This is a genomic window from Wenzhouxiangella sp. YN1 (genome assembly GCF_056324145.1).
The window spans coordinates 40,200-55,038 of record NZ_JBJNIO010000108.1 but is presented as its reverse complement, the minus strand read 5'-3'; the positions used below and the strand labels follow the sequence as shown (position 1 = coordinate 55,038).

Below are 14,839 nucleotides of genomic sequence, written 5' to 3'. Positions count from 1 at the left end.
GGACCCGAGAAACCCCATGAACAGATTCCGCCGCTACATCCTGCCGCCGGCCCTGATTGCCGCCTCGATCATCCTTGTTGTCATCCTGGCCAGCAATCGACCCGAGCCACCCGAGCGCGAGCCGACCGAAACCGCAATGCTTGTCGACACCATTGCAGCCGAAAGCGCCGGCGACCATTTCGTCGTGCACGCGCAGGGCACGGTTCAGCCGCGCACCCAGACCACGCTTGTGCCCGAAGTCAGCGGCAAGGTAACGCAGATATCCGAGCAGTTCGTAGCCGGCGGTTTTTTCCACGCCGGCGAGGTGCTCATCGAGATCGATCGCAGTGACTACGAAACGGCGTTGAAACAGGCCGAGGCCGAACTGGCGGGCGCGCGCGCCCAGCTGTCTGACGAGCAATCGCGCTCCGAGCAGGCGCGTCGCGACTGGCAGCAGCTGCACGGCAGCGCCGACCGCGAACCTTCCGAGCTGGTCCTTCGCATTCCGCAGCTGGAGCAGGCTCGAGCTTCCGTGCAGGCAGCCGAGGCGGCCGTGGCGCGCGCCAGGCGCGACCTCGAGCGCACCCGCATCTCGCTGCCTTACGACGGCATGGTGCGCTCGCGCGCGGTCGACATCGGCCAGTATGTCAGCACCGGCACCACGCTGGGCGAGGCTTTCGCAGTGGATGTCGCCGAGGTGCGCCTGTCGCTGCCCGACCGCGACCTGGCGTTCGTCAACCTTCCCCGGCCGGGGAAGGAGAACCAGCCCTCGCCGCGCGTGCGCTTTCACGCCAGCGTCAACGGCGAGCGCGGCAGCTGGAGCGGAAAAATCGTGCGTACCGAGGGGGTCGTCGAGCAAACCACGCGCTTGACCTGGGCGGTGGCGCGCATCGAAGACCCCTACGGCCTGCTCGGCGCCGATCGCAACGTGCCGCTGCCCATGGGCAGCTATGTACAGGCCGAAATTCACGGACGCTCGGCCGCTGGCCTGGTCGAGCTGCCGCGCGAGACCCTGCGCGAGGGCAATCGGCTGTATATCGCCGATGAAGACGAGCGCCTCGAAATCCGCAGCGTCGACGTGGTGCGTTCAACGGCAGAGCACGTTTATCTGTCCAATGCGATCCAGCCCGGCGAACGCGTGATCACCACCGCCATCAACACGCCGATTCCAGGCACGAAGCTCAACGTGCGCGCGCCCGGCGCGGATCAACCCGAGCTGCGCATTCTGCCGGCACAAGACCAGGAGCAGAGCGACCGGGCCCGGGGTCTGGCGCAGGATGAAACCGCGCAGACGGAGGACGCCAGATGAGCACCGACCGAAACTGGTACGGCAACCTGATTGCCTGGTTCGCCAACAATTCGGTGGCGGCCAACCTGCTGATGCTGTGCCTGCTTGCCGGCGGGGTGGTAACGGCATTCACCATCACCAAGGAAATCCAGCCGCAGATCGAGACCAACTACGTCAACGTCACCGTGCCCTATCGCGGCGCCACGCCGCGCGACGTCGAGCAGGGCGTGCTGATCAAGATCGAGGAAGCAATCCAGGACATCGACGGCGTCAGGGAAATCGTTGCCACCGGACGCGAAGGCTCGGGCAATGTTCAGGTCGAAGTCGATCAGGAATACGACGTGCTCGAAGTCCTTGATGAAATCAAGACCCGGGTGGACTCCATTGCGACGTTTCCGGCCGAAACCGAGCGGCCGATCTATCAACGCAACACCTGGACCCAGGAGGTCATCTGGGTGTCAGTCTTTGGCGACGTGGGAGAGCGAACCCTCAAGGAGACGGCGCGCGAGATTCGCGACGACATCATTGCCCTGCCCTCGGTCTCGCGGGCCGAGCTGATCGGCGCCCGCCCCTACGAGATCGGCATCGAGGTGCGCGAACAAACGCTGCGCGCCTATGATCTGACGCTGGGTGAAGTCGCCCGGGCCATTCGCCAGTCTTCGCTGGACCTGCCCGGCGGCCGCATCGAAACCGCCGGCGGCGACGTGCTGGTCAGGACCGTTGGCCAGGCTTATGTCGGCCGCGATTTCGAGGATATTGTCGTGCGCAGCAATCCGGACGGTTCGAAGGTGCTGGTGCGCGATATCGCCGACATCAACGACGGCTTCGTCGAACGCGACCGCTACGCGCGCCACAACGGCAAGCCGGCCACCGCCATCCGCGTGCTCAGCGTCGGCGAGCAAAGCGCGCTGGCGGTTTCCGACGAGGTGCGCGACTACATCACCGAAAAGCGTCGCAACATGCCCGCGGGCATCAGTATCGACTGGTGGGCCGACATCGCCTATTACCTGCACGGCCGCATCGAGATGATGGGCAAGAACCTGCTGGTCGGCGCCCTGCTGGTATTTCTGATTCTGGCGCTGTTCTTGCGGCTGAAGCTCGCCTTCTGGGTGATGGTCGGTCTGCTGGTCGCCTTCCTCGGCACCCTGTGGCTGCTGCCGGCTTTCGGGGTCACCATCAACTTGATCAGCCTGTTCGGCTTCCTGATCGTGCTGGGGATCGTGGTGGATGACGCCATCGTCATCGGCGAATCGGCCTACACCGAAATTCGCGCCAAAGGCCACTCGACCGAAAACGTCGTCAACGGCGTCTACCGGGTGGCAACTCCGGCCACCTTCGGCGTGCTGACCACGATCGCGGCATTCTTGCCCATTCTCATGATCTCGGGCATTTCCGGCCAGTTCTTCGCCGCCATCGGTTGGGTCGTTGTCCTGTGCCTGTTCATGTCACTGATCGAATCCAAGCTGATCCTTCCGGCGCACCTGTCGCACATGCGGGTCGGGAAATTCGAAGCGACCAGCACCAATCGTTTCGTTCGCTTCCAGCGCAACTTCTCCGACGGCCTGTACAGCTTCATCGATCGTTTCTATCTGCCGACGCTGGGCGTTCTTCTGCGCAACCGCTATCTTGCGCTGGCCTCGTTCGTTTCCGTCCTCATCCTCTCCATCGGGCTGGTCGTGGGCGGCATTGTTCCGCGCGTGTTCTTCCCGGACTTTGCCGGCGAATTCATGCAGGTCGAACTGCAGATGAACGAGGGCACACCCGCCTACATCACCCATGCCAACCTGGACCATCTGGCGGCCGAGCTGGAAAACACCGACAGAAAGCTGCAGGCAAAACACGGCCTGGATGAAGATATCGTACGCACCGTCTTCGCGTGGTCGGACTCCGACACCTCCGGCGGCATGCTGGTGGAGCTGGCAAAACACGAAAATGGTCCTGTCACCATCACCGAGCTGCAGCGCGAGTGGCGTGATGCAGTCGGCCAGATTCCCGGTGCGCGCGGCTTGCGCATCGGCAACGCCGGCGGCGGACCCGGCGGCGGCGGGCCCGATATCTCCTTTCAGCTTGTCGGCAGCGACCTCGACCAGCTCGAAGCCGCGGCGTCGGCGCTCGAACAGCGGGTCCAGGCCTACGAGGGCACCTACGACGTGCGTAACTCCTTCGAAGGCGGACTCAAGGAGCTGCAGCTCGACATCCGGCCCGAGGCCGAGGTGCTGGGCTTGAGCCAGCAGGATCTGGCGCGCCAGGTTCGTCAGGCCTTCTTCGGCGAGGAAGTCCAACGCATTCAACGCGGCCAGGACGACGTCCGCGTGATGGTGCGCTACCCGCGCGAGCAGCGCACCTCTGAGGGTTATCTGGAAGCCATGCGCATTCGCACGCCCGACGGCGCGGAAGTGCCCTTCGGGGCCGTGGCCGACGTCAAGGTCGGCAACAGCCCGTCGGTCATCCGCCGCTTCGACCGTCAGCGCTCGATCAGCGTCACCGGGCGGGTCGACAAGGAAGTAGCCGAGCCGGGGCGCATCACCAGCGAGCTGCGCGAGCAGCACCTGCCCGAGATTCTGGCCGGCCACCCCAACGTCAGCTACCGCCTGTCAGGCGCTACCCGCAGCCAGCAGGAGGTCGCCAGCGACCTGCTGATGGGCACCGGTCTGGCCATTTTCCTGATCTATGCGCTGATCGCGATTCCGTTGCGCTCCTATCTGCAGCCGCTGCTGATCATGTCGGTGATCCCCTTTGGCATGATCGGCGCCATCTTCGGCCACTGGCTTCTGGGAATCCCGATCAGCATGCTCAGCTTTTTCGGCATCATTGCCCTGGCCGGCGTTGTCGTCAACGACAGTCTGATTCTGGTCGACTTCGTCAATCGTCACCGCCGCGAAGGCCAGCGGCGTGTCGAAGCAGCGATCAAGGCCGCACGCCTGCGCTTTCGCCCCATCATCCTGACCTCGGCGACCACCTTCCTGGGCCTGGCGCCCATGGTGTTCTTCGAAACCAGCCTGCAGGCACAGATGGTCATCCCCATGGCCGCCTCGCTGGCCTTCGGCATCCTGTTCGCCACGGTCATCACTCTGGGCCTGATTCCGATCCTGTACCTGATCGGCGACGACCTGACCGCACAGGTGCAACGCCTGACCGGGCGCCGGCGCCATGACGCAACTTCCGACGAAAGCGCCTTGCAGGGGGGCGACGGCTGAGCGGCAGGCCCTGCGCCTTGCCTGTACAAGCGGGTATGATGTAAAACCGATCACCTCGGAGCCGCCCATGAATCCGATCGCCAACTCGCGAGCACAAGCCCTTTGCCTGCTGCTGATCGTCGTCGCCGCCCTGAGTGGCTGCCAATCGGTCAAATACCGCGCGCTCGAGACCTTCGGCGTGGAAAAGCGCGACATCCTGTCGGGCCGCGTCGAGTCCGCGCGTGACAGCCAGGACCAGGCCCGCGAACAGTTTGCCTCGGCGCTGGAACAGTTCCGTGCCACGGTCGCCTTCGACGGCGGCGAGCTGGAAGCACTCTATGACCGCCTCAGCAACGCTTATGAACGCAGCGTCAAGAACGCCGACCGCGTGCGCACGCGCATAGACGAGGTGCGCGATGTGGCTGAAGATCTGTTCGACGAATGGTCCGACGAGCTCGACGAGTACGAAAGCGCCGACCTGCGCCGCCGCTCGAGCGACCTGCTTGACGAAACGGAAAGCCGCTACGAGCGCATGATCACGGCCATGGAGCGGGCCGAAGCGACCATGGATCCGGTGCTGCAATCGTTCCAGGATCAAGTGCTGTTTCTCAAACACAACCTCAACGCTCGCGCTATCTCGGCGCTGAGAAACGAACTCGAAGGCATCGAGAGCGACACCCAAGCGCTGATCGAGGCCATGAATGAAGCCATCGCCGAGGCGGACGCCTTCATTCAGGCGCTGGAGTGATTCGGGACGCTTCACGGCCTGTGGAAGCGGCGAAGCTGCGCCACCAGTCGTGGTGCGGGTCTTGACGCGTCAGTCATCCGTCGGGGACGTAGCCCCAACCTACGCAGGCCACGATCACATCCCGCAACACCTTGGGCCCAAAAGGTAGGTCGCAGTTACATCCGCGACGGACGAGGTGCCGGACCGACACCGTCGCAAGCAACGCCTGTCCAGCCCTGCCACGTCGTCTTCGCGAAGATTCCGTCGCCGGGTGCGTGAAGCGAAGCGCAACGCACCCGACCGGCAAGCATGCGCCAGACCTGCAGCGCTCCATGCCGGCCTTGGCTTGAGCGTGCCGCATCCGCATATACACTGACACAGACCCGAATAACGGAAGACCCACGGAAGATCTCATGAAACTCCCGCACAAACAGTACGTTGCCAGCTTTGACGTGGACGCACAGCGCACTTTCACGCCGCTGTGCCCGAATGAACTGCCGGTGGACGAGGGCGACACGATCGGCCCGGAGCTCAATCGGCAGGCGGAGTTCGCCGCCTGGCGCCTGGGCTCGAAGGACGCCCACAGCCCGAAAGCGATATGGGTGACCGACAACCCCGACATGATCGGCAAGCCGGGCGTCGAAGGCGACAACGTCGAGGAGCACTGGCCAGTGCATGCCGTGCCCGGCACCGATGGCTTTGAGCTGCTTCCCGAGCTGCCCAGACCAGCCGACTACGATTTCTTCGTCTGGAAGGGCGTCGAGCTTGACATGCATCCCTACGGGGCCTGCTACCACGACATCGCCGAGGAAATGAGCACCGGCGTGATCGAGTGGCTCAAGGCCCGCGACGTCAGCCACGTGCTGCTCGGAGGCCTGGCCGCCGACTACTGCGTGCGGGCCACGGCGCTGCAGCTTCAAGCGGCGGGCATTCAGGTGATTCTCAATCGCGCCGCTACCCGCGGCATTGCCGCAGAAACCGTCGAGCAGGGGCTTGCGGACATGGAGCAGGCCGGCGTCGAGTTCATCGACAGCTGCGATGAACTGAAACTGCCGGCATGATCATCGAGTCCCTGCTCGATACCGATATCTACAAGTACTCGATGATGCAGGCGGTGCTGCATCAATTTCCGAGTGCCGAGGTCGAGTATCGGTTCAAGTGCCGCAGTGAAGGTGTCGACCTGCGCGCGATTCGCAGCGATCTGGAAGACGAGCTGACGCACCTGTGCACGCTCACGCTCGATCCCGACGAACTCGACTATCTGAGCAGTCTGCGCTACGTCAAGCCCGACTTCATCGAGTTTCTGCGCCTGTTCCATCTGCAGTCGCGCTTCGTTCACATCGGAGAAGAAGACGGCCAGTTGAGCATCCGCATTCGCGGCCCCTGGCTGCACACCATCCTGTTCGAGGTGCCGATCCTGGCGATCATCAGCGAGCTGTATTCCCGCCACAGCTGGCCAGCCCATGGCCTCGAGGAAGGGCGCGAGCGCCTGGCGACCAAGATCGCGCAGGTCAAGGCAATGGAGCATCCCGGGGAATTCGTGTTTTCCGACTTCGGCACTCGCCGACGGTTCTCGGGGGCCTGGCACGACGAGGTCGTGGGCACCCTTGCCGACGAGCTGCCCGACAATTTCCGCGGCACCAGCAACGTCGCGCTGGCGCGCAAGCACGATCTCGTGCCCATCGGCACGATGGCGCATGAGTTCATTCAAGCCTGCCAGGCGCTGGGCCCGCGCCTGGCCGAAACCCAGCGCTTTGCCTTCGAGGTGTGGGCGCGCGAGTATCGGGGCGATCTCGGCATTGCCTTGTCCGACACCTACAGCCTGAAGGCCTTTCTGCGCGATTTCGACATGTATTTCTGCAAGCTGTTCGACGGCGCCCGGCAGGATTCGGGTGATCCGTTCGAATGGGGCGAGGCGATGATCGAGCACTACCGCAACAACCGCGTCGACCCCAAGACGCGCAGACTGATCTTCTCCGACTCGCTGACCATCCCCAAGGCCGCCGACATCTGGCGGCGCTTTCGCGATCGCATCAACGTGTCTTTCGGCATCGGCACCAACCTGACCCACGATACCGGTGTACAGCCGGTCAACATCGTCATCAAGATGACCGAGTGCAACGGCCAGCCGGTGGTCAAGCTCTCCGATTCGCCGGGCAAGGTGGTTTCGACCGACCAGCACTATCTGGCCTGGGTGCGCCAGGCCTTCGACATTCCGGCCGAGTGAGGTCAAGTCGCGTTGCTGCGCCCGCCAATGGGCTAGAATCCGCCGCATGGAGCAGCTGAGAAGCCCCCTTGCCGGACAGAGCGTATCGCTGGTGCTGGGTGCCGGCGGCGCGCGCGGTCTGGCGCATATCGGCGTCATTCGCGCACTCGAGAAGGCCGGGCTGGAAATCCGGCACATTGCCGGTTCGTCAATGGGGGCGCTGATCGGCGGCATTCACGCTGCCGGCCATCTCGATGCCTATGAAGAGTGGGTCGGCACGCTCGAACAATCGCATATTCTGGCGCTCATCGACTGGACTTTCTCTGGCGGCGGTCTGATCCGCGGCAGAAAGCTGATCGACAAGCTGGTTGAGCTGACCGGGCACTACGACATCGAGTCACTGCCAATGGATTTCACCGCCGTTGCCGTCGATCTCGACCAGGGCCGCGAAGTCTGGCTGGACCGCGGCCCGCTGTTCGACGCCATCCGTGCGTCGATTGCCATCCCCGGTGTTTTCACCCCGCATGCGTATCGCGGCCGCACCCTGATCGACGGCGGCATTCTCAACCCGGTGCCGATCGCGCCTACGCTTCGAGCCATCAATGATTTGGTCGTGGTCGTCGACGTGAATGCCCCAGCAGTGCAGCCGCCGCCGCTGAAGCCGGCGGCAGAACCGGACGATGATGCCCACGGGATGCTGAGAAAGGTGCGTGAGTTCATGAACGGCTGGCGCGACGACGAACCGGAAAAAGACAAGCGACCCGGCCTGATGGCCGTGATGATGCGCGCCTTCGACACCATGGAGGCGGCCATGGCCCGTCATCACATGGCGATCTTCCAGTCGGATATCATGATCAGCGTTCCCAAGAACGCCTGCCTGGTGCACGAGTTCCACCGCGCCTCCGAGCTGATCCGGCTTGGTGAAGAGCTGGCGCACGAAGCGCTGGCTGGCTACGCCAACCACTGAATCAAGTGCAGACCCAAGAGACTCCTGATGCCCAATAACCACGACTTGCTTTTTGACGAAGCGGCCGACGCCGTGGTCGATCTCGGCAACCGCCTGGCTGCCGCCAACCCGGACGCCGACCCCTGGGCCCTGGCAGACGGCCTGATCGCCGGCGCCGTGCACTACTGGCTGTATGCCCACCAGCCCGAAAGCCCCGTCGCGGCCGACGACGACATGTTGACCGCGCGCGAGCGGGTGGAAGAAATGGTCAATCAGGTGATGCAGTCAGCCGAAGAGAGCGAGTATCTGCACTCGCCGCAGGATACCGACGTCGGGCGGGCATAGCGGCCGCGGCTGCAAACGTCCGTGCAGGTCGGGGGCGTCCCCGACCTGCACGGGCTGGCGGCGCGCGCTCAGCGCCGGGATTCTTCCCGAATGGCCTTGAACTCGTTGCCGTCATACCACTCCGGCCAGCGATCGCTGTCGGCAACCGCGCGGCCTACAGTGTAGAACAGCTCCAGATCTTCGGCCACGCCGCGCAGATCCCAGTCCTCGCTCCAGGTATCCGCCGGCTTGTGATAGCGCTTGTCGCGATACTCGGCCTGCTGCGCGAGACCGTATTCGCGGCCCTTTTCGCGGTGGTCGACTCCACCCTTGGCGTACAGGGCCGGAATGCCGATCTTGGCCAGGTTGAAGTGATCGGAACGATAATATGAGCCGCCTTCCGGGCTGGGTTCGGGCTGCGTCTTGCGGTCCTGCCGCTCGGCCGCTTCGGCCAGAATCTCTTCCAGCTCGGAGGAGCCATAACCGACCACGGTCACATCGCGCGTGGGCCCGATGATCGTGAGTGCGTCCATGTTGATGGCCGCGACGGTGTCGCCGGGGGCGTAAACCGGATCATTGGCGTACTGCGCCGATCCAAGCAGCCCGGACTCTTCCAGCGTTACGGCCGCAAACAGCTGCGTGCGCTCGGCCGGGCCCGCCAGCATGTTCAAACGCGCAATCTCGAGGATCCCCGCGACCCCCGACGCATTGTCGATGGCGCCGTTGTAGATGCCGGCGGAGCCGGAAATCTCCGGGTCTTGCCCGAGGTGATCCCAGTGAGCCATGTAGATGACGGCTTCGTCCGGCCGCTCGGTCCCCGGAATCCGGGCGAGCACGTTGTAGGACTCACCCCGGCTGGTTTCGTTACGGACCTGCGCCGCCATGGTGGCATCAAGGCTGACCCATTCGAAGCCCGGCTTCTGTGCCCTCTCCTTGAGCTCGTCGTAGTCCTGGCCGGCGCTGCTGAAGAGCTCACGGGCACTGTCGACGGTCAGCCAGCCTTCCAGCGCGACGCGCGGGGCCGACTCATCACTGGCCAGGACAAACTCAGGCCCGGACCAGGAGTTGACCACGACCTCCCAGGGGTAGCTGGCCGGCTCGGTCTCGTGGACCACCAGCGCCGCGGCTGCGCCCTGACGGGCGGCTTCTTCGTACTTGTAGGTCCAGCGGCCGTAATAGGTCATCGCGCGGCCGTTGAACAGCGCTTCATCGCCGGTGGCAAAGCCGGGATCGTTGACCAGCATGACCACGGTCTTGCCCTCGACATCCAGGCCGGCATAGTCGTCCCAGTCGTATTCCGGGGCAACAATGCCATAGCCGACAAAGACCATCTCGGAGTCCTCGACGCCGTGAGGATCGGTACCGAGGCGTTTCGAGTTGATCACCATCTGCTCGGGATAGCTGAAGTTCATTTCGCCGCCCTCGTGATCGATCGACAGATCGCTGCGCTCGACATTCGTCAGCTCGATCATCGGCACCGGCTGCAGATAGCTGTCGCCGTATCCCGGCTCCAGCCCCAGCTCGGTGAACTGCTTGACCAGATAGTCAACGGTCTTGCGCCCGCCCGCGGTGCTCGGGGCACGTCCTTCGAGGTCATCATCCGCCAGCGTGGAGACATATTCGTCGAACAGCTCGGTATCCACGCCGTCACCCGGAATTGGCGGCAGACCGGGCTCGGTGGCCTCGCCCGCATCTGTCGACCGGGCGGAATCAGCTGCGGAACCGGCTTCATCGGCCATTTGCGGCGCCGAGTCGGCGGCATCGTCCTGGCTGGCGGGCTCCGATGAACCCTGCCCGCCACAGGCTGCCAGCAGCAGCGAAAACAGAATCGCGGTCAGATAACGAGACATGGCATTCAATCTCCCTGGGAAACACCCGATTCTAGCAGGCCCGGCGCCGGGCGTCAGATCAGGCCGGCTTCCAGCGCCTTGAGAACGGCGCGGGTGCGGTCACGCACCCCCATTTTCGACAAAATGCTGGAGACGTGATTCTTGACCGTGCCTTCGGCCACGCTGAGCGCGCCGGCGATCTCCTTGTTGGAATAGCCCCCGGCCATCAAACGCAGAATTTCGGTTTCGCGCGCGGTCAGCGGGTCGGGCTCTGGCAGGCTGCTGAAACCGGTTTCCATCCGGCCCAGGCCCTTCAGCAAGCGTTCAGTGACGGCCGGGCGAACCAGGGTCTTGCCCTGGGCAACCTCGCGTACCGCCTTGATCAACTCTTCCAGGGCCACATCCTTGAGCAGGTAGCCGCGCGCACCCGCGCGAATGCCGGCCAGCAGCAGGTCATCGTCATCGAAGGTCGTCAGGATGATAGTGGGCGGCAGGGCCTTCATTCGCGACAGCTCGTGCATTACCTCCAGCCCGTTCTTGCCCGGCATGCGCATGTCCAGGAGCAACACATCGGGATCGATCTGCGGAATGTCTGCGATCGCCGTGTCGCCGTCGGGCGCTTCTCCGGCCACACTGATGTCCTCGGCCAGTTCGAGCAGTGAACGCACGCCCTGCCTGACCAGCGTCTGATCGTCGACCAGCATCACCCGAATCATGCCTCACCCTCCGTGGGCAGCCAGGCTTTCACCTGAAAGCCGGCACCGGGCCGGGTGGCAATATCCAGCCGGCCGCCCACCTCGCGGAGCCGGTCCCGCATGCCGCTGATGCCGTTGCCCGGCAACAGGTTGACGCTGCCTCGGCCGTCATCACGGGCCTTGAGACTCAAGCCCCCCGCCTCTTCGCCCAGGGTGAGCCACAGACTGGATGCCTGCGCGTGCCGTACGGTATTGGTGATCAGTTCCTGCGCGCAGCGCAACAGGATCTGTGCACGTTTGGGATCGGTCAGGGCAAGATCGCCGGAAATATCCAGCTCGATATCGAGATCCGGCACTCCGGCGGCCAGCATTTCCAGCGCCTGGCGGAGGTTGACCTGGTCATCGCGGCGCATGTCGCTGACGACCTCGCGCACGTCAGACAGAAGCAGGCGCGCAATCGAGGCGGCCTTGTCGACGTGCTCGCGCGGCTTGCCGTCACTGGTGTGGCTGGCCACCTCGAGATTGAGCGTGAGCGCCGTGAGGTGGTGCCCGATCAAGTCGTGCAGCTCGCGAGAGATTCGGACACGCTCGGCGATACGGGTATTTTCCGTCAGCAGCGACTGGGTTGCCAGCAGCTCGGAATTCACCCGCCGCAGCTCCGAACGCGCCTGCATCTGCTTCAGAGCCAGCAGGGAAGCAATAAAGGGAAAGCTGGTCAGGCCCAGGTTCATCAGCAGTTGCACCAGCCACAGCAGCCAGCTGCCTCCGGGGCTGAAGGCGATCCACACGCTGAACGCCAGCGCCAGCCCAACCACCCAGCCAACGCCGACAACCAGGGGAAGAATCCACGGCAGCAGAGCGGCTATGAGCATGGCCAGCAAGCTGCCCAGCCCGGTATTGGTGAAGTAGGTCACCCCGAATGCGGAAACCGACAGCACCAGCATCAACAACACCCGCTTCCAGAACGGTGCCGATCTTTGTCGGCCGATCACCGGGTGCCAGAGCACCAGCATGAACAACAAGGCCGCCGACCACCAGCCGACGATGTCGCCGGTTGCCGGCGCTTCCGGCAGCATCCACGGCAGCAGCAGCAGCGTCAGTGCGGTCAAAAACCAGACCAGCACGCCTACATAGCGCAGCCAGTCGATGCTGCGGATCTCCGAAAGGGAGCCGAGACGCTCCAGAAGCTGTTGCAGATTCATGCGGTGGATTTTAAACCCGTACGCAGCCGGGGTCATGGGTCAGTGGTCATATCGCGCTGGCCGGCGCACTGGCCAGACAAAGAGAAACCGCCGGGAGGCCCGGCGGTTTCTCTTTTATCTGCGCGGCGACCGAACGGGGGTCGCCTTCAGATCAGCGGATCAGGCGCGGAAGAAACGCACCGAGATACCGCCAACCATCAGCATCAGCAGAGTCAGCAGAGCAATGCTCCAGTTACTCAGGGTCGGCACCGGAACGGGTACGAACTCGGTGGCGCTGCAGGAGATCTCATGCGCGCCATCAAAACCGTTGTCCCCGGTGCACGCCAATGTTGCCGAGTAGCTGTCGCCTTCGGCTGCGGAGTCCGGAACATCGCACGCAATGCTGAAGTCGGTGGATTCACCGGCGGCAATCGTTCCGCTCAGCGGCGACGGCGTCACGCTGATTTCCGGATCGCCAGTCAGGTCACAGGTGAAATCACCGGCGGCCGAACCCGAGTTCGAGATGCTACCGCTTCGGCTGGTGCTCGAGCCGACAACCACGGTGCCCAGGTTGACCGCGCCAAAGCTCGGGCTGACGCCCAGATCGGCAACCGAATCCGCGCTGCCGGCGATGTCGGCCGACGGGTTCGGGTTGACGTTGGCATCGCTGGTGATATCGATCTGATTCGAATACGAGCCGTTGGCGGTGGCGTTGAACTGGATATCAATCGTGCAGCTCGTGCCAGCGGCCAGGCTGCCGGTGCAGTTGTCGGCCGCAATCGTGAATTCCGCGTCCGGGCCAGCCAGCGCAACGCTCGAGATATTCGCATCGGCCTGGCCAACGTTTTCAACCGTGAAGGTGTCGGTTACCGGCATCGTGCCGAGATCAACCGTACCGAATCCCATCGGGTCCGGGCTCAGAGTGAGTTCGGATTGGGGGCCGGAAGTGATGCTGATAGAGCCGTCGACGGAAGTCGTCGGCGTATGGTCAGGAAGCGCAGTATCCCAAGCCAAGTCAACGACCGTACCAGTCGGCGCTGCGGGATCGATCGTGAATTCGACCGTTCCAGTAAAGTCCTGAAGCGGGTCAGAGCTGCCGTTGGCAACCAGGACTTGAAGTCGATCCGAGCCGTTAAATACACAGGACTTGGTAAAGGCCGTGGAGCCGGTACACATATTCGTAGCATCGACATTTGAGAAAGCGCCGGGATCTGAAATCACGGCTTCCGCTTGGAGGGCATACTGCGAACCATCACCAGTATAAGTGAACGTCACAGTAACGGTATCGCCCGGCTGACCGCTTTCATCCGATAGGGCAACATCATCCGCCAGAGCCGCACCCGACACGAGCAGGGCGAGGACCGCAAACAAGGAATCCTTGATTCCGAAGGTGCTGTTCTGCGATTTCATCATCATTTCCTTATAAATATTTAGCAAGAGCGTGAAGACTCGAATAGTTTTAGTTTTGAATAATGTCGATCTGACAGGAAATATCAAATACGTTGATGTTTCCATCTTCGTTGCAGTCCGGCTGCCCGGGCGCGAACGTTCCCGCCTGAATCTCGTCAATGACTGCAGAGACGTCGAATACATTAGTAGTTCCATCGTCGTTGGCATCCCCAACCATCAAACGCCCAGGCCGATCCTGCCGACGCGAGTCGAAGTCGTCGAAGTCAACCGCGCCACCACCCGTGGCGGAGCCGTCGACGTTGCCCAGGTGGGCGTTGGCAATGACAATACCGCTGGTGTCGGGCGAAGCCGTCAGGTCCGTAGCGCCGTCGACGCTGAAGCGGATATCGGAGCTAGCAGACGCATCCCAGACCAACTCGACCGAGTGCCAGCCCGAGCCGACCGCGCCTTCGGTCAGATCGAAGGCCGCGCCGCCGTTGTCGTAGGCTCGCAGGGTCACATCACCGGCATTCGGGAGGTTGTACCAGACCTGAATCTGGTCATCCGTGCCATCATCGGCTGCAAACAGAACCATCGGATCGGAGCCGGCATTGTCCAGAAACGCATAAAAGCGGGCGATGTAAGTGGCTTCAGTGCCCGGCGAATCGTCGGTGACGTAGCGGGCGGTGCCGTCGACAGGCACGCGCAGGCCGCAGGGCCCGCCGTAGCGGCGATTGTCGTTACCCTGGGTGCCGGTGTCAGCATCGCTCAGCCCGGTCTGGCCGGACCAGTTGTTGACGGTGCAGTCCTGTGCCTGGGCGTTGAGGGCAAAGCCGAGGCAGGCGCTCACGGCGAGGCCGGCCAGGAGTGCCTTGCGGGCGGTTGTCATCAGTTTCATGTTCGTGATTCCTCATTCGTGTTTGTAGCAGGAAACGCGCCGAGCTGCCGAACCCTGGTGCCCGGGCTTCCGGAGGGCTGACAGGAACTTGCGGAACTCTGCTCACAACCTCGTGCAGCGCAGTCTAGCCCATTGATTTTGCGAGCGCAACCCGTGTTTTCACGATCGGGGCAAAGTTCCCTCTTACTGGATATATACGCA

At 63.2% G+C, this 14,839-nt stretch carries 12 protein-coding genes; 7 read left to right on the top strand and 5 right to left on the bottom strand.

All coding sequences use genetic code 11. From position 1 onward, the window contains the following. Positions 1 to 16 precede the first annotated feature (16 nt). The 7 genes from ACEWQZ_RS02600 (at position 17) to ACEWQZ_RS02570 (ending at position 8,667) form a co-directional block, all read left to right on the top strand. Positions 17 to 1,288 (top strand): efflux RND transporter periplasmic adaptor subunit, encoded by a 1,272-nt coding sequence (locus tag ACEWQZ_RS02600; RefSeq protein WP_476481515.1) that lies wholly within the window; start codon positions 17 to 19, stop codon positions 1,286 to 1,288. After that, complete coding sequence (locus tag ACEWQZ_RS02595; RefSeq protein ID WP_476481514.1) at positions 1,285 to 4,464, top strand: efflux RND transporter permease subunit; 3,180 nt, start codon at positions 1,285 to 1,287, stop codon at positions 4,462 to 4,464. The genes ACEWQZ_RS02600 and ACEWQZ_RS02595 overlap by 4 nt, the downstream gene beginning before the upstream one ends. A 67-nt stretch (positions 4,465 to 4,531) precedes the next feature. Further along, positions 4,532 to 5,191: a DUF2959 domain-containing protein gene (locus ACEWQZ_RS02590; RefSeq protein WP_476481513.1), complete on the top strand. Its 660-nt coding sequence runs from the start codon at positions 4,532 to 4,534 to the stop codon at positions 5,189 to 5,191. A 392-nt stretch (positions 5,192 to 5,583) separates the two neighbouring features. Further along, a complete protein-coding gene (locus tag ACEWQZ_RS02585) occupies positions 5,584 to 6,231 on the top strand; it encodes an isochorismatase family protein (protein WP_476481512.1) in 648 nt (215 codons plus the stop codon). After that, a complete protein-coding gene (pncB, locus tag ACEWQZ_RS02580) occupies positions 6,228 to 7,397 on the top strand; it encodes a nicotinate phosphoribosyltransferase (RefSeq protein WP_476481511.1) in 1,170 nt (389 codons plus the stop codon). Before ACEWQZ_RS02585 ends, pncB begins: the two co-directional genes overlap by 4 nt. A 46-nt stretch (positions 7,398 to 7,443) precedes the next feature. Continuing rightward, positions 7,444 to 8,343: a patatin-like phospholipase family protein gene (locus ACEWQZ_RS02575; RefSeq protein WP_476481510.1), complete on the top strand. Its 900-nt coding sequence runs from the start codon at positions 7,444 to 7,446 to the stop codon at positions 8,341 to 8,343. 27 nt (positions 8,344 to 8,370) lie between these two features. Next, positions 8,371 to 8,667: a hypothetical protein gene (locus ACEWQZ_RS02570; RefSeq protein ID WP_476481509.1), complete on the top strand. Its 297-nt coding sequence runs from the start codon at positions 8,371 to 8,373 to the stop codon at positions 8,665 to 8,667. Between the two features lie 68 nt (positions 8,668 to 8,735). On the opposite strand, the gene ACEWQZ_RS02565 is transcribed toward ACEWQZ_RS02570, so the two are convergent. The 5 genes from ACEWQZ_RS02565 to ACEWQZ_RS02545 form a co-directional block, all read right to left on the bottom strand. Beyond that, positions 8,736 to 10,496: a M28 family peptidase gene (locus tag ACEWQZ_RS02565; protein WP_476481508.1), complete on the bottom strand. Its 1,761-nt coding sequence runs from the start codon at positions 10,494 to 10,496 to the stop codon at positions 8,736 to 8,738. A 53-nt stretch (positions 10,497 to 10,549) separates the two neighbouring features. Beyond that, positions 10,550 to 11,191 carry a response regulator gene (locus ACEWQZ_RS02560; protein WP_476481507.1) on the bottom strand — a complete coding sequence of 214 codons (642 nt, stop codon included), beginning with the start codon at positions 11,189 to 11,191 and terminating at the stop codon, positions 10,550 to 10,552. Further along, positions 11,188 to 12,372 (bottom strand): sensor histidine kinase, encoded by a 1,185-nt coding sequence (locus ACEWQZ_RS02555; protein WP_476481506.1) that lies wholly within the window; start codon positions 12,370 to 12,372, stop codon positions 11,188 to 11,190. The genes ACEWQZ_RS02560 and ACEWQZ_RS02555 overlap by 4 nt, the downstream gene beginning before the upstream one ends. Before the next feature lie 159 nt (positions 12,373 to 12,531). Further along, positions 12,532 to 13,866 carry an IPTL-CTERM sorting domain-containing protein gene (locus ACEWQZ_RS02550; protein WP_476481505.1) on the bottom strand — a complete coding sequence of 445 codons (1,335 nt, stop codon included), beginning with the start codon at positions 13,864 to 13,866 and terminating at the stop codon, positions 12,532 to 12,534. Then, complete coding sequence (locus ACEWQZ_RS02545; RefSeq protein ID WP_476481504.1) at positions 13,811 to 14,638, bottom strand: hypothetical protein; 828 nt, start codon at positions 14,636 to 14,638, stop codon at positions 13,811 to 13,813. Before ACEWQZ_RS02545 ends, ACEWQZ_RS02550 begins: the two co-directional genes overlap by 56 nt. Between the last annotated feature and the right edge of the window lie 201 nt (positions 14,639 to 14,839).